The following is a 21,209-nucleotide window of genomic DNA, read 5'->3' on the forward strand; positions in this document are numbered from 1 at the left end:
TGAGTATATGAAGGAAACGGTAGATACGTTTGAAGATTTTTCGCTGGATGACGAGGAACGTTACCGGGCTTTTCGCAGAGAGATGGCAATCATGGATCGGAAGGCGGAAATGAAGGATGCTTATGAGGAGGGGATGGAGCAAGGAAAACAAGAGTTGGTTCTGAATATGCTCCGAGCTGGTATATCTATAGAAAAGGTTGCATCTATAGCAAATCTTTCTGTAGACGTGATTCGTGAATGGGGGAAAGCCGCGGATCATTCCTAATGTTTGGAAATTTAAGAAAAATGTTTGAAAAAAAGTTTGGAAAAAAGTTTCCAGCAAAAACTTGACAGCCCGGTGAAAATGTGATAATTTTAATAAAGCTGCGAACAACGAAGAAGAGTATCCACTCTCACCTTAGCACAAGAGCGTGACTATGGTTAATAATGAAAAGCATGATTAAAATATGCTCATTATAAGTGGATAGTCTGTCTATCCACTTTTTAATTTTTTTATGGAGGTGCACAACTATTAGCGATTTAATGATTAACGAGCAGATCAGGGACAAAGAAGTTCGTTTGATTGGGGAAGATGGAGAGCAATTAGGTATCATTTCGACGAAAGAGGCCATGAGGCTTGCGCGCGAGGCGGAGCTGGATCTGGTAAAGATTGCCCCTACCGCGAAGCCGCCGGTATGCAAGATTATCGATTACGGCAAATTCCGTTATGAGCAGGCCAGAAAAGACAAAGAGGCCAAGAAAAAGCAGAAAGTTATTGATATCAAGGAAGTACGTCTTTCACCGAATATTGATACAAATGATTTGAACACGAAAGTGAACGCAGCGAGAAAGTTTCTCACCAAAGGTGATAGAGTTAAAGTGACACTTCGTTTCCGTGGAAGGGAAATGGCTCACATGTCGAGCTCCAAGCAGATTCTGGATGTATTTGCCGAGAAACTCGCAGATGTGGCAACCGTTGAGAAAGCTCCCAAACTGGAAGGACGGAGCATGACTATGTTTTTAACTGAAAAACGTTAAAAATAGATTATAATTTCTAAGGAGGAACATAGAAATGCCTAAAATGAAAACAAGCAGAGCTGCTGCAAAACGTTTCAAAAAGACAGGAACCGGACAATTAAAGAGAAATAAAGCATACAAGAGCCATATCTTAACTAAGAAATCTCAGAAGAGAAAGAGAAATCTTAGAAAAGCAACCATCACGGATGCAACCAATGTTAAGAATATGAAGAAGATACTGCCCTATTTATAGGATGTAAGTGAAGGAGGAAATAAGACATGGCAAGAGTAAAAGGCGGTATGAACGCTAAAAAAAGACATAATCGTACATTAAAGCTTGCGAAAGGTTACAGAGGCGCAAGATCAAAACAATACAGAGTAGCAAAACAGTCTGTGATGAGAGCACTGACCAGCTCCTACGCAGGCAGAAAAGAAAGAAAACGTCAGTTCCGTCAGCTGTGGATCGCCAGAATCAATGCAGCTGCCAGAATCAACGGATTATCTTACAGCAAATTTATGTATGGCTTAAAGCTGGCCGGTGTGGATATGAACCGGAAAATGCTTGCAGAGATGGCTGTAAATGATGCAGACGGTTTTGCACAGTTGGCTGAAGTGGCAAAAGCGAAATTAGCGTAAAAAATAGACAGGCCCTTGAAACAGTGATGTTTCAGGGGCTTTTTTATTTCATAAGAAAGTGTTCCTACGAAATAAAAAACGCTCCCCGGGAACGCAATGCGGAGGAAAGGAAGATGCCACTTGCCTAAAAAATAGTAACATCTGAATGAAATAAGCATAAGTTATAGTAAACGTAAACCATGGAAATCGAGGCGTACATTGTGGAGACTGAGAGATATATTGTAACTTTATTTGGTATAGATTCAAAACTTTATACCGATCAATACATATCTTATCTATGGGAAACAGCGCAAATGAGGAGTTCAAAAACAACGACATATTTATTACGGCTTTGATTAGTAACCGTACTTTAGTATGTGGTAAAATAAGAGGCTGTAAACTGGACGAAACGGCATACGTCATAACGACTGTCAGAAATCCGGTAGAATATGTGGATGAAGAAAAATTTTTTGAGTCATTTAGAAATGTTATAAACAGTATAAGAGATGAACTGGATTACCCAAGTATGACCATATCGATTGAAAAAGTTGAATACTTTTATTTTCTTCAGCCACGTTTCTGACGGTCAGTGACAGTTGGTTATTGTCAGTTAATAAACGGCAGAAAAGGGGTGCAAAGCATAGTGAAGACAGTTTTCGCACCATAAGATCAAGAAAGTCAATAATATTTCTTTTATCATTTCTTTTGAATTCCCCTTTATCGTGCTTAATTTTATAAATACAGCGCATTATCCCTGCGCAGCCCGGCAAATGGCTGCAAGTGTTCTCCAAGCGCCGCTAACACCTGCGCCGGAAGCGACCTGGCATGAGCCGGACAGATCGAGACGCAGCGCATGCACTGGATACACTTTTGTGGATCTGTATCGCCGGGAGAGACTTTTGATATCGCCTGTACCGGGCATTTCTGCGCACATAACCCGCACCGGCTGCAGGCATCGGAGACTACCGGAATCTTCGGAACGGAGTTCCAGACCTTATACGGCCGGCTGCCTGGAATAGCCGAAGTGATGTCCCTCTGTCCGGACTCCCATTTCATCAGAATCCGTTTGGAAAATTCCGCGAGGCAAGCCTGATCCTGGACATCGGGTCTGTGTGCAGCCAGTTTATGTATGATGGAATGTTCCGCTAACAGGGCGGCCGCGGCTATTGGCTTAAATCCTTGTTCCAACACGATATCATGAAGCTCCAGCAACGCGTCCTCATAAGCGCGGTTTCCATATACGGCGGCGACGACGGCAGGTGTCTGATTCCCCCGGATATTTTTCAGCTTTTCCGCCATGCAGGACGGAATTCTTCCTCCGTATACCGGACCGGCGAAGAGGATAAGATCCTCCCTGGTAAAGTTTAGAGGCTGTGCTTCGGGCAGTGAGAGATCTGCTTCACGGATTTGCCGCGCAAGTCCTTTTGCCAGAAAAACAGCGGCTTTTCTGGTTCCGCCTGTGGGACTGAAAGTAACGATGGTAATTGTGGAGAACATGTGATTTACCCCTTCCTGCCGCTTATACGGCATATAGTTGGCTCCTTTTTCTTTATTTCAGTGTAATACCCTTAATATGGAATGTCAATTTTCTTAATTTCTTAAGTTTCCCTAAACTAAATGACTTATCCTACAGAAAATGGTAAAATAACGAAAATGGTATATACCAATTATAGAAGCAGGCAAATTCCTGCTATGCGTAAAATACGGAAGGAGGAGTGAGAATGAAACCGTATAAGCCCAGTGAATTGGCTGTACAGATGATGGAATATCTGGACTGCCCTTGTGAGGTATTCGGGCCTATGGATGATGACGACGGGTTGTGGACAGCCTATCAGAATGCTTATGCTCAGGGAAGAGCGACGGGATTTGTCCCTGTATTGGTAAAAGTGGATGCTACTTTGTTGGAATGTCTGCAGATAAATGCGGCGAAGGACGGCGATGGGGATCAGGTAGTTCTCCAGGATATACAAGATTACCGCCGTGAGATGCTGGAACATGGTAACGAGTCAGGGGCCCGGTATCTGGAACAATTGATTCAGGAACGTCGTCAGGAAGCTATAGAGGATGAGATCGACTGGCAGCAGGAGATCATAGGCGTAAGGGAGCAGGGCGAAACCTGTGACCGGTTCCTGTCTTACTGGAATTACCAGACGAAGGAGACCGATGAGATGATCCTGGCCAGAATACCGGCGGAACACCCCTGGGAAGTATTTGCCTGGCTTCCTATGGGTAACTGGAATGAATGCCCGGATACGCCGCAGTTAATGGCGGCGGCCCGCTGCTGGTATGAAAATTATGGCGCTGTGCCTGCCTGTGTCAGCCACGATGAACTGGAATTCATCCTGGAAGAGCCGGTGGGGGACTATGAAGCGGCCGGCCGGCTGGCGTTGGAGCAGTATGCGTTTTGCCCGGACCGAGTCGAGCAGTGCGAGGAAGACGGCAGCGTGGAGAAACTCGCGGACACCCTGACCAAATCGACGGTCTGGTATTTTTGGTGGGATTGAGAGGAAAATAGCATGAGTAAACAACAGGAAGCGGCAGCGGCGGCCATGACGGAGTGGCTGTCGGACGAACACGAACTGGGGAAAGCCCCGGCTAAGATCGAATGTGCGGGAGAATTTGATCTGCATGATCTGCATTATTACATATTTAAATATAAGAAAACGTTCTTTGGCAAATGGCTGCTGGGAGTATGCGGAGGTTATGAAGCAGGGGCCGTGGAGCATTGCGGACATGTCTTCAGTGAAATGCAGGAATACCGGGAAGAGTCCGCGAAAGAGCAGGCGGTCTCCATGGTGGAAATGATCCGGGAATATTGGATGACACGCGGGAAAGAGCAGCAGTCGGAAGAAGAGGACGGCAGACAGGAAGAAACCGCGCCGGAAAATCAGGACCAAACCGGCCATTCCGGCTCTTTTTTAGGATTTGTACTGCTGGATGAATGTTCTTTACAGGCGGACCAGTTAAAAGCGGAGCTGCTTCAGGAATGGGGAATACAGGTGGAGGAAGACGAAGAAGCGGAGGGGGAATCTTCTGATGACGATACCTCCCCGGATCACGATTCCTATGTCTGGAATATCGGGAACATGATCGCGGCCGTCAGCCTGATGCCGGCGCCGGTGCCGGATGATGAGGCGGTGCAGAACGCTGCCAACAATTATATGTGGCCGGAAGCGGTGGAAACGGCCGGGAAACATACCGCCCACCTGCTGGTGGCAGTTATGAATCAAGGGGAATCCCCCATCGACGCAGGGAACCTGTTTGTCAAGCTGTGCTGTGTCTGTCTGAAACAGGAACATGCCATCGGCCTTTATACATCCGGTACGGTGTTCCAGCCGCAGTTCTATCTGGAAGCAGCGCAGATGCTCAAAGACGGCGGCCTGCCGGTCCTGAACCTGATCTATTTCGGGTTGTATCAGGGGGAACACGGCATGTGCGGTTACACCTATGGAATGACCGCCTTTGGAAGAGAGGAGATCGAGGTGCTGGACAGTGAAGCTGATTTCCAGCAGATCCGGGAATTTCTTTTTAACGTTGTGTATTATTGCCTGGACAGCGGCGTGGAACTCCATGACGGAGAGACCATAGGCTTTACCGAAGACCAGAAGCTTCGTATTTCCCGGTCGGAAGGGGCCGCGGTGGAAGGTTACAGCCTGAAAATCAATTTGTAGGAGCGCATCTGCGATCCCCACATATAGTAATAGAAAGAGTATGATGGGGGATCAGGATGACGGGAGGATGGGATTATCATTCAGAACTAACGCCTTATGATCAGTTCATATTTTATAATGCCATTGGCAGCCACGAGAATTATTTTTATCAACCGATTGCGGTAGCGACTCAGATCGTGAATGGGACGAATTACAAATTTATGTGTATAGCCAAACCCCGGGTACCGGGACTGCCGGCGTTTTATGCAATCGTGGAGATCTATAAACCGATTGACGGAACCCCTTACGCGGTCAGTATTTATCCGGCGGAGGAATACCGCTATAAAAAATAATAGCGCTCGAAAAAGCCCCGCTGACTATTTTTCCAGCCGGTTACGGCTTATTAGCACTGAATAGCCCTTGACAGAACTGACACGAATGTCATATAATAAATATGACACTAGTGTCAGTTTTTCTGCGGAGGTGTAGTCGAATGAGTGAAAAATCAGTTCGGAAAAAGGAATACATTCTTGAACAGGCTCAAAAAGTATTTGCACAAAAAGGTTTTAAGGACGTTACCATGAAAGATATTGTGACGGCCTGCAACGTTAGCCGTGGTGGCATCTACCTATATTTTAACGATACTTCAGAAATATTTGAGGCTGTACTAGATTTGCGGGCAAAGGCAGAGAAAAATCTTTTCACTGAGCAGATAGAAAATACTCGCTGTGCAGAAGAGCAAATGAGACGGTTTCTAAATGAGCAAAAAAGGGAGCTTCTAAATCCGACTGACAGCCTAATTATAGCCACCTATGAATATCTGTTTGCGCACAGTGCGGCACTTAATAAAGCAGAAATGGAAGACAACTTTATGCATGCAAGCGGTCAACTGTTACGGATAATTCAAAATGGTGTTGAGAATGGCGAATTTTCGGTAGAACCTGATGTTGCAGCTCAAAATATAGTGCTTTTATTGGAGGGGCTTCGCATTTCCAGTACTGTGCTTACGTTAAGTGAGGAATTTCTCGACCATCAGATGGAATACATCCTTTCACAGCTTACGAGGGGGCAGTCAACATGAAAGAAAGAAACGGCGGCGCAGTTATAAAAATTGCATCACTTTTTTGCTTATGCTCTGTTGTGGAGTATATAGAATTTCTATATGTCCGCACGGACCAAACCATCGTCGCAGATAATATTGGAACAAAGCTCTTTTGCATACTTACAATCGTCATTGTGCTAAGGCGTTCCAATTTTCGATTGGCTGATATTGGCTTTTGCACCAAACGAATGTTGCGAAGTATTTTGTCTGGACTAGCCCTTGGCGTAATTACCTTTGGAATATCTTATTTTGTTGAAATCTTATTTTTACGCTCACAGGGTCATCATATTTCTTTGCAGTTCTTTGTAAGCAATTTTGCACTTACCGGCGCAACCACACAGGTTACAGCCACCTTTGTGGCACTCTCCATCTGTGTAGCTGTAAATATCATCAATGTATTAGCGGAAGAAGGATTGTTTCGCGGTATCATTCTAAAGCTGGGAAAAGAACGTTTTGGGTTCTTCACAGCCAACTGGATACAAGCGGCTCTATTTGGGGTGTGGCATATTGTAATGGTGGTGCTTGGTATATATGATGGGTTGATGGATATTTCTACAGCGGTCATCATGGCGATTGGATATGTGATATTGGCCGGAATTTTAGGCTTGGAGTGGGGATTGTGCGTATCCATGAGCGGCACCCTTTGGGTGGGAATTTCCGAGCACTTTTTCAATAATTTTATTGGGAATACGCTTCATGTTGTGACGGAAAGCGGAACCGACGAATTGCAAATTGCCAGAATTGTACTGTCGAACATACTTTCACTGGCAATTGTATTGATTGTTAGCCGTTGTAAAAAAGAAAAAACTTGTGTATAACACAAAGGAAATGAAGCAGTATGTTTTTTTGATTAAGGTCGATTTTCTCCAAAAATCCGCTTGTTGGGGAGCCCCCCAATCCCCCGGCAAGGGCCGAGGGAAAGTCCGCTGCTGGCGGTCCTTTTCTGGGGTTTGGGGTCCGGCCTCCAATAAGCGTTTCATGCGGGTTTGCTGGGTCTGCCTATGGAGCAATTTGCCACCTTGTGGCGGCTAAAACAGCGATACAGACAATAAAAAATAGTAGCGCTCGAAAAAACCTCGCTGACTATTTTTCATGCATCGCACATAAGCGGCTTAAAAACAGCCGCAAGTGCTCATAGCTATAAAAAATAGCAGCACAGGAATAACGTAAAATATTTCGATAAACATTCGAAAGCTTGAGAAACTCTGAAAGGATGCGCCTACAGGCTCATCCTTTCAGATCGTCCAAATGTTCGATCTCCGGGTATTCGGATATCAGTCTGTCATTCGCGATCTCCAAATGCCGGTAATATTCGGAATAAGAATGGCTTAACTTCTTTAAGGCCGGAATGAAGACGTCGTAGTATCCGGTGGTGCTGTAAAATTCCTTCATCAACTTCGTGAGCTTGCCGGCAGGTGACTTTTTATATTCGTCACTTTTTTTGTAAGCCAGGTACTGTTCTAGAAACTCCTTGTTATCAGACAGGAATTCATCCGGATTTTCGATGGATTGCCTGGTGTTTTTCAGCATATCGGTGATCTGCTCCGTGCCTATATGCCTGGTGCCTTCCGCTAAATAATCCTGCAGGTCCTGAGGCAGTTCCAGAGAAGGGATATTGTCCAAAAAGTCTAAAATCGTATCAAAAGCGTTCTGCTGGCTTTCCGTCTCAATAGGCTCATTCAAAAACGTGGCAAAGTGCATACAGATAAATCGGCCGTAATAGCCCGGAAAGGCCTCCAGCAATTTTTCGGTGATGGTCTTACCGTTCTCTAAAGCCTGCAGCTTTGAGCGGATATCTGAATAGGGCAGGCCGCGGCTTAATTCGTCAAGAATTTCCTTTTTCCTGGATTCTCTTTGAAAATGCAATTCTTTTCGGAGGGAAATGTCTTGTAAAGCGCTGTTGGAATGATCCGCCAGCACAGTTTTAATTTCTTCTGTACTAATGCCAAGCTTTCTGAGAACAGAGATTTTATTTAACAGCTCAATATCGTTTTGGCTGTAATCCCGATAGCCGTTATTCAATACAGCCGGCGCAACCAGCCCCTGCAGGGTATAATATTCGATGGCTTTTTTTGTTAGTCCTGTGATAGTACTTACTTGTTTTATTAGCATTAGAATCACCTCCATATTATCATAAGCTGTCCCCTAAGGGGGTGGTCAAGCATTTTTAAAAAATAATTCCTAAAAATAATCGTATTAAAAAAAGAACAACAAAGAATTTCAAAAAAATGGAATAAAAATCTTGACATCATGGTAGACTGTTATTATAATTAACATTGTTGTTAGAGTATAGTCCTCGATAGCTCAATGGTAGAGCATTCGGCTGTTAACCGAAGGGTTGTTGGTTCGAGCCCAACTCGGGGAGTTGAAAAATTCCTGTAAACGTATGTTTGCAGGTTTTTTTGTTCCAAAGGAAAGTGTGCTCCGATGGAATAAATAAATACATACATGGCTGAAACCCGTACTGAAAAACGGAAGAAAGTGAGAAAAAGCTTCATGTCGGAAAACAAGGCTTTATCCCGCCGGAACAAGGAATTGAGCAGGGCTCTGAAAGAAAAAGAGGAGTTGATTGAGAAACTGACCACGTTGGACAGTCTGACCGGACTGCCGAATTGGTCGACTACAAACGCGTTTATAGAAAGATGCCTGGCAAAGAGGCTCTATCCAATTGGCTTGCTGTTTATCGACTTTGATAACTTTAAAGTCTTTAACCATACATACGGATATCTTTTGGGTGATCTTTTACTGGCGCAGTTTGGAAAAAAGACGGTGGAATGCTTCAAGCGGGACCGTGGAATTTTGGGCCGGCTGAACGGGGAGGCGTTTGTGGGGGTGATCCCAAATGCCACTCCGGAAAATATGAGAAAGTTCAGTGATACATTATTCGCGGTAACGGAAGGGTTAACGGTAAACCTCCATGACACGCCGCAGGTAAAAGCGGAGCTGACCATCAGTATCGGCGGCGTTCTGTGGAACAGGGAAGGGGAGATGACCTCTTACGCGCTGCTTGGGCAGGCGGACCGGATGATGCGCCAGGCGAAAAAGGCCGGCCGCAATCAATATGTGTTTCATCAGATTCTCCAGCCTGCGAATACAGGACAGAACGGTAAACAGGAGGATATGTTCTTCTGTTTGGCGTCACAGATTCGGGGCGCATTGGAGAACGGCGAATTTGAACCTTTTTATCAGCCTCTTTACAGTGTCCAGGATAACATTCCGGTGTCGGCGGAGGCGCTGGTTCGGTGGCGTCATCCCGTGTATGGCGTTCTGGAGCCGGGCCGGTTCCTGCCTCTGTTCGAAACAAGCGGGCTTATTGTCAAGCTGGACCTGTACATGTTTGAATGCAGCTGTAAGAATATCAGGCGCTGGCTGGATGCCGGTTTTTCCGTGGTGCCGGTGTATTGTAACTTCTCCCGCCTTCATTTTCTCAAAGACGGGTTTGCGCAGCGTCTGCATGAGATTACGGAGAAATATCACGTATCTTCCAGAAACTTGGGTATTGAGATTACGGAAAATATGCTGGTGGAAGATGCGCAGCCCATTATCGATCAGTTGTGGGAACTGCGGGGCCTTGGTTATTCGGTTGCCATGGATGATTTCGGGTCCGGCTATTCATCGTTTGGTATGCTTCAGGAGCTGCCGGTCAATGTCATTAAGCTGGACCGGGTCTTTTTCAACCGGGATCTGCAGGATTTTAGAAATACTTCCATCATCTGTGCGATCACTTCGATCGTCAAGGCGCTGGGAATGGCGATCGTCTGTGAGGGGATCGAGAATGAACAGCAGATCGCATTTTTGAAGGGGATCGGCTGCGATGTGGTCCAGGGCTTCTATTACGCCCGCCCGATGGAGCGGTCCCGGTTCGAGGAGCTGCTGCAGGCAGGACGCAGCGGATGTTCTATTGTGGAGCAGCAGCATACCGACGCTGTCCGCGCCTTTGTGGAGCAGGTCTTCACAGATTACTTTGTGAAACAAAATTTCGAACAGTTTGCCGCCTGTATAGACAACCAGGTGGAATGGCATGATTTATTCTGTGGGCAGCCGCTGTATGGGCAGGAGGAGATCTTTCCCCATTTTGCAGCTCATATCCGGGGGAAAAAATTCTCCTTGATTTACAGAAGCATCACGCCCCACCATGCGGATAACTTCATTCCTGTCAGCGGCGAGGCAATACTGGTAGATGAGGGCACCCAGCCTCCTTTTTGCAGGAACTTCTATTTCTCCTTCAACTGTATACGAACCGGAGGAAAACTAACACTGATCAAATTCAATATGCATTTCATCCGGGCGGACAGCTATGTCAATCTGTTCCGGGCGCAAAGAGAAATCAAGATAAATCAGGACAGGCATTTGGACGAGAGAGCGCTGCTGGATCCTTATTACTCCATGCTGCCTCTGGGCGTCATCCGCTATGAGCTGACCGCGGATATGGTCATTACCTATATGAATGATGTGATGTTTGATATTATTGGTTATTCCCCGGAGCAGTTCTATGGGGAAATGGGAGGAAATCTGCGTCAGATCGTCCATCCGGACGACTTGAATCTCATTTACCAGAACAGCCTGAAGATGATCGAGGGTGAAAAAGTAGAGCCTTTCGTCTACCGGTTCATCCGCCATGACGGCAGTATATCCAGAGTGCTATATTATCAGTGTACGGTGGAGGCTGCAGATCACCGTCCCCTGATTCAAAGTATGTATATTTGGCTGGACAGCCTTGCGCTATAAATAAAATGGTCCTTCTGCGGTTGCGGCACGCCTGTTTCACGGAGCCTGGGACAGCGGATGATTCTGTTAAGTAAAAGTGATAAGCCGAATGTTGGATAAGCGTCGCGGTCGAGACTCGATCGCGGCGCGTTTTATATGGTTTTATAGGGGGAAAATGTCTTTTACATCCTGGGAACCTGTTATACTGAGAGCCTGTTATTCTGACGGCTAAAATACATGTCTGAAAAAACAAAAAACAACAAAAACAACAAAAACAAAAAAATCTTGCATGTTACGTAAGGTCATGAATTATATTATATACAGAGTGATGATAATGACAGATAGCAGAGGAATACCACTGGGATTCTGGCGGCAGGTGCGCTGACATCGGCATTGGGATATCATCCGTTTGAAAGGGGAAAAGCATGAGTTATGCCATTCAGATTGAAGGACTAAAGAAAAGTTATGGCGATCATATAGTTCTGAAGGGATTAAATTTCCATGTGGAAAAGGGTGAAATCTTCGCCTTGCTGGGCGTGAACGGCGCGGGGAAAACCACAGCCCTTGAAATTATCGAGAACTTACGCAGATGTGAGGAAGGCAGGATCGTGGTAAATGGCAGGGTGGGAATACAGCTGCAGTCGGCGTCTTTGCCGGATCACATCAGACCGATGGAGGCCGTGCGGTTATTTGCAAAATGGAACCGGGTAGAAGCCGATCCTTCCATGCTGGCTGCCCTGGGAATCAACGAGCTGGCTAAAAAACAGTACATAGAACTTTCTACAGGACAGAAACGGCGGCTGCATCTGGCCCTTGCCCTGCTCAGCGATCCGGATATCGTGTTTCTTGACGAACCGACGGCCGGGCTGGATGTGGAAGGCAGATTATCGCTCCATGAACAGATACGGAAACTGAAAGCGGAGGGAAAAACTATCGTTTTGGCCAGCCACGATATGGCCGAGGTGGAAAATCTGTGTGACCGGATCGCGATTCTCAATGACGGCGCTATCGTTTTCATAGGTACGGTGGAGGAGCTGACCGCTAAAGTCGGCAGGCGCTATAAGCTTCGCATTGAGACCGATCAGGGAGAAGAGTGTTATGAGGCCGATAATATCGGGGATACGATGCTGGCCCTGCTGGAAAACTATAAGCAAAAAGGCGTTGAGGTATTGGATATCAAGATAGACCGGGGGACCTTAGAACAGCATTTTATCGATATAGCGAGGGGGAACGGCGAATGAGCGCTTTTTTGTATGGAGTAGGATTACAATGGAAACTGGATATACGAAGCAAGTCCTTGCTAATCACCTGTTATGTGGTGCCGCTGCTGTTCTTTGCGGTCATGGGAGGGATCTTCACTTCCGTCAATCCGGCGGCTAAGGATACGCTGATCCAGTCCATGACCGTCATGGGAGTATCCATGGGTGCGCTGATCGGCCTGCCGCCTTCCCTTGTGGAGATATATGCTAGTGATATCAAGAAAGCCTATAAAGCAAATGGAGTACCGTTATATCTTGGCTTGGTTTCGATGTATTTGTCTGCGTTTATCCATCTGATGATTATGAGCGGGATCATATATGTTACCGCCCCTCTCGTGTTTGACGCGGCTCTTCCGGAACATCCGCTGTTTTATTTCGGTATGCTTGCCGTCTTTATAGCGGTATCCTTGGGGATCGGCAGTGTCCTGGGGCTGGCAATGAAAAACCAGGCGAAACTTACCATGGTATCCCAGCTGATCTTCCTGCCGTCTATCATGCTGTCGGGGATTATGTTCCCGGTAGATCTGCTTCCAGGGCTTTTCAGAAATCTGGGAAATATGGTACCGGCCACCTGGGGGTACCGGCTGATGTCGGATACAAGCTTTACTTTTGGAAACCTGTGGCCTTTGGCAGTGATCCTGGCGGCAGCGGTAGCTTTGTGCGTTATTTTGTTAAACAGACTAAAGTCGGAGTAGGGATCTGCCATTACCAATCATAAAAATGAATTCGCATTTCTCAATAGGAGCCGCCGCAGTGATAAACTGCAGCGGCTTTCCTGTTTTCCTGACAGAAGGTAACCATGAGAAACGTTGTTACAGAATAACATTTGAAGGACAAAATATGTCAGATAAAGGACAAGATTGCCAAATTTGACATTTTTTGACATATGATGAACAGGAAATAAAAATTGGATCTAAAAGGAAGATATACAAATGAATGGGCATACAAAATATGTAGTTTCTCTGACAGAAGAGGAAAAGGAGAAATTATCGGCATTGAGCACAGACCGGAACCTTTCCAACCGTTTGTCGAAAAGGATTTCTATTCTGCTAACGATAAATGAGCAGAATATTACCAGGATGAATTATTGTCAGATAGCAGAGAATCTCCATGTGGCGAAAACAACAGTAGTTCGTGTTGCAAAGGATTATGCCCAGGGCGGGCTGGATTATGCGATTTCATCTCATTATAATCCAACATCAGCCAGAATGCCGAAGGTAAACAAGGAAATTGAGGCATATGCGATCGCGCTGGCCTGTTCCGCGCCGCCAAAGGGACGCCGCAGATGGTCTTTGGAACTATTGAAGGAAGAAGTTAATAAAAAAGAACTGGGACCTCCGATCAGCAGAGAGACGGTTCGGCTTTTACTGAAAAAGGCCGACATAAATATAAGAAATGAAAAAGGTTGATATATTTGAGTGAAATAGATACTTGCAGGGGAAGTGTGGAAGCTGTTAAAATTACTGTAAATGCTTTGCAGTATACGGGTATATCTATAAAAAACACATTATCAGAAAGTATTTATCAACTAAACCGCTGGTATGAACAGCGAAAAGACAGCACTTATCTGGAAGCGGCTCTAATTCAGATTCGTGCCTATATGGAACTGGGATTTGATTATAAGGACAATTACCAGCTTTTTGATTCCATTTTAAAGAAGCTTGGTACATGCCGAGAAATGATTTTTCCAAAAAAATTCTATAATGCGAAGAAAATAAACTTGAATCCTAACAGCGTTCGGAGTATGATCAGAACATGGTCCTGTTCCCCTTATCACACGATGCCGATCAAAGAGGTAGTGGATGATATAATTGAAAAAGTCAAATCGCATAAAAATGGGATATACACCTATTGCCGGAACAATCGGCCGGGGGTGGGCGATAATAATGATATGTACCTGCTCGTGATTAATGATCAGGACTGTTATTTCCATGATGTCAAAAAGAATAAATTCTATGAGTTCAATATATAAAAGTAATGGGGTCAGAACAAATGATAAATATGGCTATCGTAGATGACGACAGCGATTTCTTAGAAGAATTAAAAGAAATATCGGAAAAATATTTTATATCACATTTTGTAGAGCATAAATTAAGCACGTTTTCCAAAGGCTGTAATTTGATTTATGAATTGCAGGAGGGAAAGAAGTTTCATATCTATCTGCTGGATATCGAACTATCAGATGGAGAAATAAACGGGTTAAAGCTGGCGGAATTCATACAGGCACAAAAGAATGCGAATTCTTATGTGATATTTATCACAAACCACCTGGAATTTGCGCTGAACGGTTATGAACTGGATATTTTCCGCTATATCCTGAAAGAACAAGCCGCGGAAAAACTTCCTCAGGCTCTGGAAGAAATCGGAAAACGGATGAATATTCAAAGCGGCGAATTCTATACCATCGATAAAGCCGGTTTTCGGGAGAAATTATTCTACAGCGATATTCTGTATATTTATAAAGAACAGAAAAACGCCGTGTTCGTTACGGGCAACGGTACGAGCACGATCAGAAACAGTTTGAGCCGTGTCATGACGGAGTTGAATAATGATGGTTTTGTGTACATAAATAAAGGTGTTATCATAAATATTTCCCGGATCCAAAAAATCAATGGGCTGGAGATTATATTGGATAATGGAGAACAGCTGTATGCAAGCAGGACACATATTCAGGACGTGAAGATGCTGGTTTCAAAATTTTGGAGGAAATATATTTGATTGGCTTTCATTTGACGAACTTTGTATACACTTATGTAAGAATTTTTGTTGGATACTTAATCTTGAAAGATTTATTTAATGCCAAGTTGGGTAAATCCAAATTAATTGTTGTAAGTATTTTATGTGCGTTACCCATATCAATTATGACTGCTATAAATATGCAGAAATACTTTTATTCAAATGGTGGTTTGGTATTAGAATGTTTGTATATAACAATAACGGGTTCGTTTTTATTCCAAGGAAAAAAGAGAGCCATTTTAGTTGTAAATTTGTTTTATCAAGTTAGTTTTGTAATGATTAATTTATTTATAATGTACCTTCATGATATTATTTCTCATGGAAAACAAGGATATGAGTTTATAAATGTTAATAGTAGTGAAAGGTATGTGTTTATTGGAATAAATTTATTAATATTGGTCATTGGCTATTATTATGTTAGTAAATTTATTAAAGGCAACAAACTAAAAATTGATAATTATTATGTGGTCTTAGCAGGAACTTCATTATCAATTTATTTTGTTACGTCCTATTACCAAGAAATTTACTTAAAAAGCATTACGAATATTGTTTTTTATCAATGGCTACTTTGGTTTGTTGCTTTTATTATTTTAATAACGGTCTTTCTTTGCTATATTAAATATAGAGCTATTAATGATGGCAGTCATGAGAAATTCGTTGCTTGAAACTAGTTATGTTGAAATGCATTCAATATTTCAAGATAATGCTGTATTATGCCATGATATCAATAAGCATCTGATGATTTTAAGTAAATTATTAGAAACAGATAAAAATGATGAAGCAAAAGATTATCTAAAAAACTTACATTTAACCGTATCAAAAAGTGCAAATTTTATTTGGACAGATAATGAATTTGTAGATATGATATTAAATAGTAAACTATCAGAAGCTAAAAAATTAGGAATTCAAATTGTCATAAATGCCGATAAAATAAATTTTTCTAATAATAATTATGACTTATGTTTAATTCTAGGTAACTTATTAGATAATGCTATTGAAGCTTGTTCTTTTGTAGAGAATGAGCCTTGGATACATATTAGTATTTTGAAAAATAATGATGTGATAAATATGAATATTTCAAATAGCTTAAAGAATATTCCTATTGAAAAGAATGGTATTATTAGTACATCAAAAGAGAATAGCCATTCACACGGTTTGGGATTAATGAGTGTCCGTCAACTTGTGGAGAAAAATGAGGGAGTTTTTACATATAACTATGATAAGTTTAAATTTGAGGCTAACGTTACTTTATTCAATATAGTGTAATGAATGAAATATAAGTTGTGCGGAAGTTATGTTATTGATTATATATTTAATATAGTCGATATTATAAAAAAAATAATATTTTATAATATTATAATAAATGTAGAAGGGGGGGAAATAGAATGTTTATGGATAATACAAAAGATTACCCAGCAGGCAATATTTTTGAAGAGTTAAATGCACAAAATGCTATGTTAGATAGTGCGCAAGCTCCAGATTTTACTTTTACTGTTGGATGTAGCACATATTTAACCATAATTTGCTGCTAATGTGTGAAAGGATTAAGCCACTGGATGAACAATCTAAGTGGCTTAATTTCTTTATATAAAAAGTGCTGAACAATAAACTTAGAGGAGAAGATCCGTGAATATTGGAAAAAATGCCTTTTATCTAACAGAGAGACGGTATAGATTACTTAATAATAAAAATAGGAAAATAAACGTATATGCTGCACAGTGGCATAAACTTTTAGGCAAAGACGTACTGGAATACCTCTGCAAAACAAATTCATCTGTTATCTCATTTTTGCAGGATACCCCGTTTGATATAGATAATTACAGCTACAAGATCACTCCCCCACAGACAGAACATTCAACCATAAAAACAGAAACTAACGATACCGATCAGCCCTTCCCAGCATTTTACACCCCATGGCTCAACACCGCCGAAGAACTCCTAAAGTCCAGCCATTCAAGCCCGCAAAACAATGACCTCCCAAACGACTTCGCCGAACTCCTTCTGCCAAAGCTCCAGGGCATCAGTCTGCGCTGCCTGATCATGGAAATGCACCAATGCAAGCAGAATAACCGGCTGAAAGGCAAAACAACTGCAGAAGAGTATCAATACTTCAACAATGAAATCCTGTCCACCAGAGAGTTTACGGATTACCTTTATGGAAAATATCCGGTAATGGCGAGAGAGCTGCAGGATACCGTGGAATCCGAAGTTCGTTTCTGGACAGAAGTTTTGAATCATTGGCAGCAGGAAAAGGGGATGATCCGGGCCCGCATGAAGAAAGCCCCGGACTTTGAAGAGATCGTAAAGATAGAAGGAAATCTGGCGGATACCCACAACAATGGCAGATGTGTTCTCCAGTTATCCCTTAGGGATGGAAGCAAATTGTTCTATAAACCGCGAAGCACCGAAAATGAACAGATATATCAGGAGCTCCTTCAATGGCTGTACAGCTCGGTAGGATTGGATATCTATGACTATGAAAGGATTGATATGGGCTCACATAGCTGGGTAGAGCAGGTTCCATACCGCTCCTGCGCGAGTATGGAGGAACTGAAACGGTATTATCAACGCATCGGGATACAGCTTTTCCTTTGTTATCTGCTGAATATAAAAGATCTTCACTGCGAAAATATCATCGCCTGCGGTGAATATCCGGTGTTCATAGATTTGGAGACCGGAGTGGGGATGCGGGCCGGGCGCGGGCAGCTTAAAACAGCCAATGAAAAATGCCGGCTGATCCTGCAGGAATCCGTACTGTATCTGGGCATATTACCTATTATGATCTGGAACGCGGCCGGAAATGGGATCAATGTGGGCGCTATCGGGGGCCGGGAAAATCAGCAGGTTCCTATGAAAATACCGCATATAGCGGAGGCTGGCACATCAGATATGCACGTGGAATATCGCTATCCGAGAACCAAAAGCTACAAAAACCAGGCTCTGCTCAATGGCCAATATATCGATGCCGGACAGTTCCTGGGCGATATCATAAAAGGATTTACCAATGCTTATGAAATAGCGTTAAGAAACAAACAGGAGTTGTCAAAACGGATCGGTCCCTGTTCCGGCGGAAAGAGCCGCTATGTGGTAAGGCAGACCCAGCGCTATACAATGCTGTTACAAAGTTCCTATCATCCCGATGTTATGACAGACGGCGGAAACCGGAATATGCTCTTTTATAACCTGTACCAGGAAACGCAGATGCGAAGCGGACGGATGCATCCGGTGGTGGAGAACGAAGTGAAATCACTGCTCAAAGGAGATGTCCCCTATTTTTATTATCGAAATTCCGAAAGATCGCTGTTTTCTTCTGACGGAAATGAATTCCCGGAGTTCTTTGAACAAACTGCCATGGATGGCCTAATGCAGAAAATAGTTGAACTGGACAACAGCGACCTGAAGCGGCAGATACAGTATATAACATTTGCCGTCCTGTCCCTTGATAATCAGGTGTTCCTTAACTCTTACGGCAAAGAGGCACTGATTTCCCATAAGGCTTCGGTCCTGGATGAGACAATGATTCTGCGGGCGGCCGGACATATCGGCAAAAGACTGGCCGACACTGCGGTGTTTCATCAGAATCACAGCGAAGCGGGATGGATCAGCCTGATGCCGGACCAGAGAGGCAAGAATGGGTGGGAACTACAGTCCGTGGACCGTTATCTGTACAACGGGCTGGCAGGGATCAATCTATTTATACATGCCTTGTTAACGGTTATCCCTGAAGAAAGCGTGCCGGCAAAAGAACGTAATTTTTCGGAGGCATTCTTAAAAACCTATTCAGAGCTAAGATCTCTGGCAGAAATATTGGATCAGATGTTCTTTGCCTACACACAGTCCGCGGAACAGGATGTGAACTCCACGGACACGCCGAATACGGGCGCGTTTTTCGGGGAAGGCTCCATCGCTTATATGTATCAGGTTCTATATCAGATTACAGGGCAAGAAATATATTTACAATATGCAAAACGCCATTGTGATATCCTGCCCCGGTTCTTTGGGCAGGATCAAAGCTTCGATCTGCTGTCCGGTAACGCAGGGGCAGTTCTGGTATTGACCGATATGTTCCGGCTGACGAAAGAGGAGAAGTATTTGGCGGACGCGGTGACAGCGGCGGACTTACTGCTGACGCAGGCAGAGGCGACGGATCAGGGAATCGGCTGGTGCTCCGCGCAATTAAAGCAGCCTATAGGAGGAATGGCCCATGGAAACAGTGGTTTTCTGCTGGCATTTGCCCGCCTGTTCCGGTATACGGCTCGGAGGGACTATCTGGAAGCGGTTGGAAAAATCCTGCGGTATGAAAACAGCCTGTACGACGAGGCGACAAATAACTGGAAAGATATCAGGGAAGAAGCTGTACTTTCAGAGGAGATGAATGCACAGGTGACGGAATCGGTAGCCTGGTGTCACGGCGCAGCAGGAGTATTGCTTGGCAGAGTCAATGCGGCAGCTTATATTTCGGACGGGGATATTCAGAGCATCTTGCAAAGAGATATCACGCGGGGGCTGGAAAAGCTTAAGCAGACACCCAGGCGCAGAGGATATTGCCTGTGCCATGGGAATACTGGAAATATCGGTATCCTGATGGACTATGCGCGAAAGAACAAAGATCAGGATATCCTGATGGAGTGCACCTGTTACGTGAATGAGTTAGCGTCCGGGATCTATGATGGAAGTCTGGAACTGATGCTGCAGGAGGATCAGAATGTAGGATTGATGACCGGTCTGGCCGGGATCGGCTATGTTATGCTTCGTGCGCTGCACCCGGAGCTGCCTGATATTATGGCGGTGGAAATCTGATTCCGGTAATGATAAAGCCTGAAACGATCTGAACTTATGTGAGAGGGGTAACGCCTACGCTGTTTGGAAAGGAATTGTTGATATCCACGGATATGAATTACGTGGCCAATGTAAAGGACCTGCTTTATGACAATCATATAAAATTCAGATGCAAAGTGTATAACCACAACAGACAGGACGGAGGATTCGGGGCGCGCAGGGGCTTGGATAGCAGCATGTTCATACGGGATGAATATGCGTACCAGTATGTGATCTATGTAGGAAAAGAAGACTTGGAGAGAGCGCAGGGCATTCTTTCCCGGATGAGAAAAAAGTAAGGAAAGAATCGAGAAAAAAGCAAAAAAAAATGGCTTGCTATTTTCTGTCGAATCCTGTATAGTAACAATGTACGTGCGACTGGCGGATCAGTGGAGTTTACCACAGGGAGCACGTTACCGAAGAAGAGCCGACCGCCTGGGTACTGTACGAAGTAACCAGGCGGTTTTTTGCGTTCCAAGATACGTAATAAGGTCGGACCGATAGCAGCAGAACGCCGGACTCTGGTGAAACGAAACCTATTCATCTACATTTCTAATTGGAGGAAAAGTCAAATGAACAAGTTATCACTGGAAGAGGAACTATCAAACAACGCATATCCCGGCAGAGGTATCGTGATCGGCAAAAGCGCCGACGGTACGAAAGCGGTGGCAGCCTACTTTATCATGGGCAGAAGCGTCAACAGCCGCAACCGGATTTTTGTGGAAGAAGGGCAGGGCATCCGCACCGAGGCCTTTGACCCATCTAAATTATCAGATCCAAGTCTGATTATCTACGCACCGGTCCGTGTGCTGGGCAACAAGACCATCGTGACCAACGGGGACCAGACCGATACGATATACGAAGGAATGGACAGACAGATGACCTTCGAGCAGTCTTTAAGAACCCGGGAATTTGAGCCGGATTCTCCGAACTACACTCCCAGAATATCCGGTATCCTGCACGTGGAGAATGACAGCTACAATTACGCGCTCTCCATCTTAAAAAGCAATAACGGGAATCCCGAATCCTGCCACCGGTACACCTTCGCTTACGAAAATCCGGCGGCTGGAGAGGGGCATTTTATCCATACTTACATGCATGACGGCGATCCGCTGCCCAGCTTCGAGGGGGAACCCAAGCTTGTCGCCATCGACGGTGATATCGACCGTTTCACCGATAAAATCTGGAACAGCCTTAACGAGGAGAACAAGGTCTCCCTCTTTGTCCGCTATATAGACATTCCCAGCGGTACCTGCGAGACCAGAATCGTAAACAAAAACCAGTAATCAAAAGGGGACATGTCCATTTCAGTTTGGGACATGTCCA

The 21,209-nt window shown here is 44.3% G+C and carries 23 protein-coding genes, 1 tRNA gene and 1 riboswitch; of the genes, 22 read left to right on the top strand and 2 right to left on the bottom strand.

The genetic code is table 11. The annotated features are described in order from the left end of the window. The 4 genes from KTH89_RS19020 to rplT all read left to right on the top strand — a co-directional run. Positions 1 to 265: hypothetical protein (locus KTH89_RS19020; protein ID WP_330656720.1), on the top strand; the 265-nt coding region annotated here is incomplete at its 5' end. Between the two features lie 257 nt (positions 266 to 522). Then, positions 523 to 1,017 (top strand): translation initiation factor IF-3, encoded by a 495-nt coding sequence (gene infC, locus KTH89_RS19025; RefSeq protein ID WP_158347303.1) that lies wholly within the window; start codon positions 523 to 525, stop codon positions 1,015 to 1,017. 34 nt (positions 1,018 to 1,051) lie between these two features. Continuing rightward, the gene (gene rpmI / locus KTH89_RS19030) at positions 1,052 to 1,249 is read left to right on the top strand and encodes a 50S ribosomal protein L35 (protein WP_158347304.1); all 198 of its coding nucleotides are present in this window, start codon (positions 1,052 to 1,054) and stop codon (positions 1,247 to 1,249) included. Positions 1,250 to 1,275: 26 nt separating this feature from the next. After that, a complete protein-coding gene (gene rplT / locus KTH89_RS19035) occupies positions 1,276 to 1,632 on the top strand; it encodes a 50S ribosomal protein L20 (RefSeq protein ID WP_158347305.1) in 357 nt (118 codons plus the stop codon). A 711-nt stretch (positions 1,633 to 2,343) separates the two neighbouring features. Here the strand turns inward: rplT and KTH89_RS19040 are convergent. Next, positions 2,344 to 3,141 (bottom strand): 4Fe-4S binding protein, encoded by a 798-nt coding sequence (locus KTH89_RS19040; RefSeq protein ID WP_238722753.1) that lies wholly within the window; start codon positions 3,139 to 3,141, stop codon positions 2,344 to 2,346. A 191-nt stretch (positions 3,142 to 3,332) separates the two neighbouring features. Between KTH89_RS19040 and KTH89_RS19045 the strand changes: the two genes are divergently transcribed. From KTH89_RS19045 to KTH89_RS19065, 5 genes are all read left to right on the top strand, one after another. Then, the gene (locus KTH89_RS19045) at positions 3,333 to 4,115 is read left to right on the top strand and encodes a DUF4253 domain-containing protein (RefSeq protein ID WP_238722754.1); all 783 of its coding nucleotides are present in this window, start codon (positions 3,333 to 3,335) and stop codon (positions 4,113 to 4,115) included. A gap of 12 nt (positions 4,116 to 4,127) precedes the next feature. Beyond that, positions 4,128 to 5,282, top strand: a complete 1,155-nt coding sequence (locus KTH89_RS19050) for a DUF4261 domain-containing protein (RefSeq protein WP_238722755.1) — start codon at positions 4,128 to 4,130, stop codon at positions 5,280 to 5,282. A gap of 56 nt (positions 5,283 to 5,338) precedes the next feature. Continuing rightward, on the top strand, positions 5,339 to 5,614 hold the full coding sequence (locus KTH89_RS19055) for a hypothetical protein (RefSeq protein WP_158347309.1): 276 nt from the start codon (positions 5,339 to 5,341) through the stop codon (positions 5,612 to 5,614). Between the two features lie 140 nt (positions 5,615 to 5,754). After that, entirely contained in the window at positions 5,755 to 6,342 is a 588-nt protein-coding gene (locus tag KTH89_RS19060; protein ID WP_238722756.1) for a TetR/AcrR family transcriptional regulator, read from the top strand. Beyond that, a complete protein-coding gene (locus KTH89_RS19065; RefSeq protein WP_158347312.1) occupies positions 6,339 to 7,181 on the top strand; it encodes a CPBP family intramembrane glutamic endopeptidase in 843 nt (280 codons plus the stop codon). The genes KTH89_RS19060 and KTH89_RS19065 overlap by 4 nt, the downstream gene beginning before the upstream one ends. A gap of 409 nt (positions 7,182 to 7,590) precedes the next feature. Here KTH89_RS19065 and KTH89_RS19070 read toward each other — a convergent pair whose 3' ends face one another. After that, positions 7,591 to 8,475 carry a MerR family transcriptional regulator gene (locus KTH89_RS19070; protein ID WP_158347313.1) on the bottom strand — a complete coding sequence of 295 codons (885 nt, stop codon included), beginning with the start codon at positions 8,473 to 8,475 and terminating at the stop codon, positions 7,591 to 7,593. 181 nt (positions 8,476 to 8,656) lie between these two features. On the opposite strand from KTH89_RS19070, the gene KTH89_RS19075 reads away from it, so the two are divergent. The 13 genes from KTH89_RS19075 to KTH89_RS19135 all read left to right on the top strand — a co-directional run bounded on the left by KTH89_RS19075 (position 8,657) and on the right by KTH89_RS19135 (position 21,169). Next, positions 8,657 to 8,728, top strand: a tRNA-Asn gene (locus KTH89_RS19075). A 131-nt stretch (positions 8,729 to 8,859) separates the two neighbouring features. Next, positions 8,860 to 11,091, top strand: a complete 2,232-nt coding sequence (locus KTH89_RS19080) for an EAL domain-containing protein (RefSeq protein ID WP_238722757.1) — start codon at positions 8,860 to 8,862, stop codon at positions 11,089 to 11,091. Between the two features lie 404 nt (positions 11,092 to 11,495). Further along, on the top strand, positions 11,496 to 12,311 hold the full coding sequence (locus KTH89_RS19085) for an ABC transporter ATP-binding protein (protein WP_238722758.1): 816 nt from the start codon (positions 11,496 to 11,498) through the stop codon (positions 12,309 to 12,311). Further along, positions 12,308 to 13,024 carry an ABC transporter permease gene (locus tag KTH89_RS19090; protein ID WP_158347317.1) on the top strand — a complete coding sequence of 239 codons (717 nt, stop codon included), beginning with the start codon at positions 12,308 to 12,310 and terminating at the stop codon, positions 13,022 to 13,024. The genes KTH89_RS19085 and KTH89_RS19090 overlap by 4 nt, the downstream gene beginning before the upstream one ends. A 237-nt stretch (positions 13,025 to 13,261) precedes the next feature. Beyond that, the gene (locus KTH89_RS19095) at positions 13,262 to 13,738 is read left to right on the top strand and encodes a helix-turn-helix domain-containing protein (RefSeq protein WP_238722759.1); all 477 of its coding nucleotides are present in this window, start codon (positions 13,262 to 13,264) and stop codon (positions 13,736 to 13,738) included. 5 nt (positions 13,739 to 13,743) lie between these two features. Further along, positions 13,744 to 14,301, top strand: a complete 558-nt coding sequence (locus KTH89_RS19100; protein WP_238722760.1) for a hypothetical protein — start codon at positions 13,744 to 13,746, stop codon at positions 14,299 to 14,301. A 20-nt stretch (positions 14,302 to 14,321) separates the two neighbouring features. Beyond that, the gene (locus KTH89_RS19105; RefSeq protein WP_238722761.1) at positions 14,322 to 15,047 is read left to right on the top strand and encodes a LytR/AlgR family response regulator transcription factor; all 726 of its coding nucleotides are present in this window, start codon (positions 14,322 to 14,324) and stop codon (positions 15,045 to 15,047) included. Between the two features lie 62 nt (positions 15,048 to 15,109). Next, the gene (locus KTH89_RS19110; protein ID WP_238722762.1) at positions 15,110 to 15,730 is read left to right on the top strand and encodes a hypothetical protein; all 621 of its coding nucleotides are present in this window, start codon (positions 15,110 to 15,112) and stop codon (positions 15,728 to 15,730) included. Beyond that, positions 15,699 to 16,331, top strand: coding sequence for a sensor histidine kinase (locus tag KTH89_RS19115; RefSeq protein WP_238722763.1), 633 nt, complete (start codon positions 15,699 to 15,701; stop codon positions 16,329 to 16,331). Before KTH89_RS19110 ends, KTH89_RS19115 begins: the two co-directional genes overlap by 32 nt. 119 nt (positions 16,332 to 16,450) lie before the next feature. After that, the gene (locus tag KTH89_RS19120) at positions 16,451 to 16,597 is read left to right on the top strand and encodes a hypothetical protein (RefSeq protein ID WP_238722764.1); all 147 of its coding nucleotides are present in this window, start codon (positions 16,451 to 16,453) and stop codon (positions 16,595 to 16,597) included. Positions 16,598 to 16,691: 94 nt separating this feature from the next. Continuing rightward, on the top strand, positions 16,692 to 19,865 hold the full coding sequence (locus KTH89_RS19125) for a type 2 lanthipeptide synthetase LanM family protein (RefSeq protein ID WP_238722765.1): 3,174 nt from the start codon (positions 16,692 to 16,694) through the stop codon (positions 19,863 to 19,865). 77 nt (positions 19,866 to 19,942) lie between these two features. Further along, positions 19,943 to 20,182, top strand: a complete 240-nt coding sequence (locus KTH89_RS19130; RefSeq protein WP_238722766.1) for a hypothetical protein — start codon at positions 19,943 to 19,945, stop codon at positions 20,180 to 20,182. Positions 20,183 to 20,247: 65 nt separating this feature from the next. Next, a riboswitch (ZMP/ZTP riboswitch) is annotated at positions 20,248 to 20,331 on the top strand. A gap of 124 nt (positions 20,332 to 20,455) precedes the next feature. Next, positions 20,456 to 21,169, top strand: a complete 714-nt coding sequence (locus tag KTH89_RS19135) for an IMP cyclohydrolase (protein WP_238722767.1) — start codon at positions 20,456 to 20,458, stop codon at positions 21,167 to 21,169. Positions 21,170 to 21,209: the final 40 nt, after the last annotated feature.

The organism is Diplocloster agilis (assembly GCF_019042275.1).
GTDB lineage: Bacteria > Bacillota > Clostridia > Lachnospirales > Lachnospiraceae > Diplocloster > Diplocloster agilis.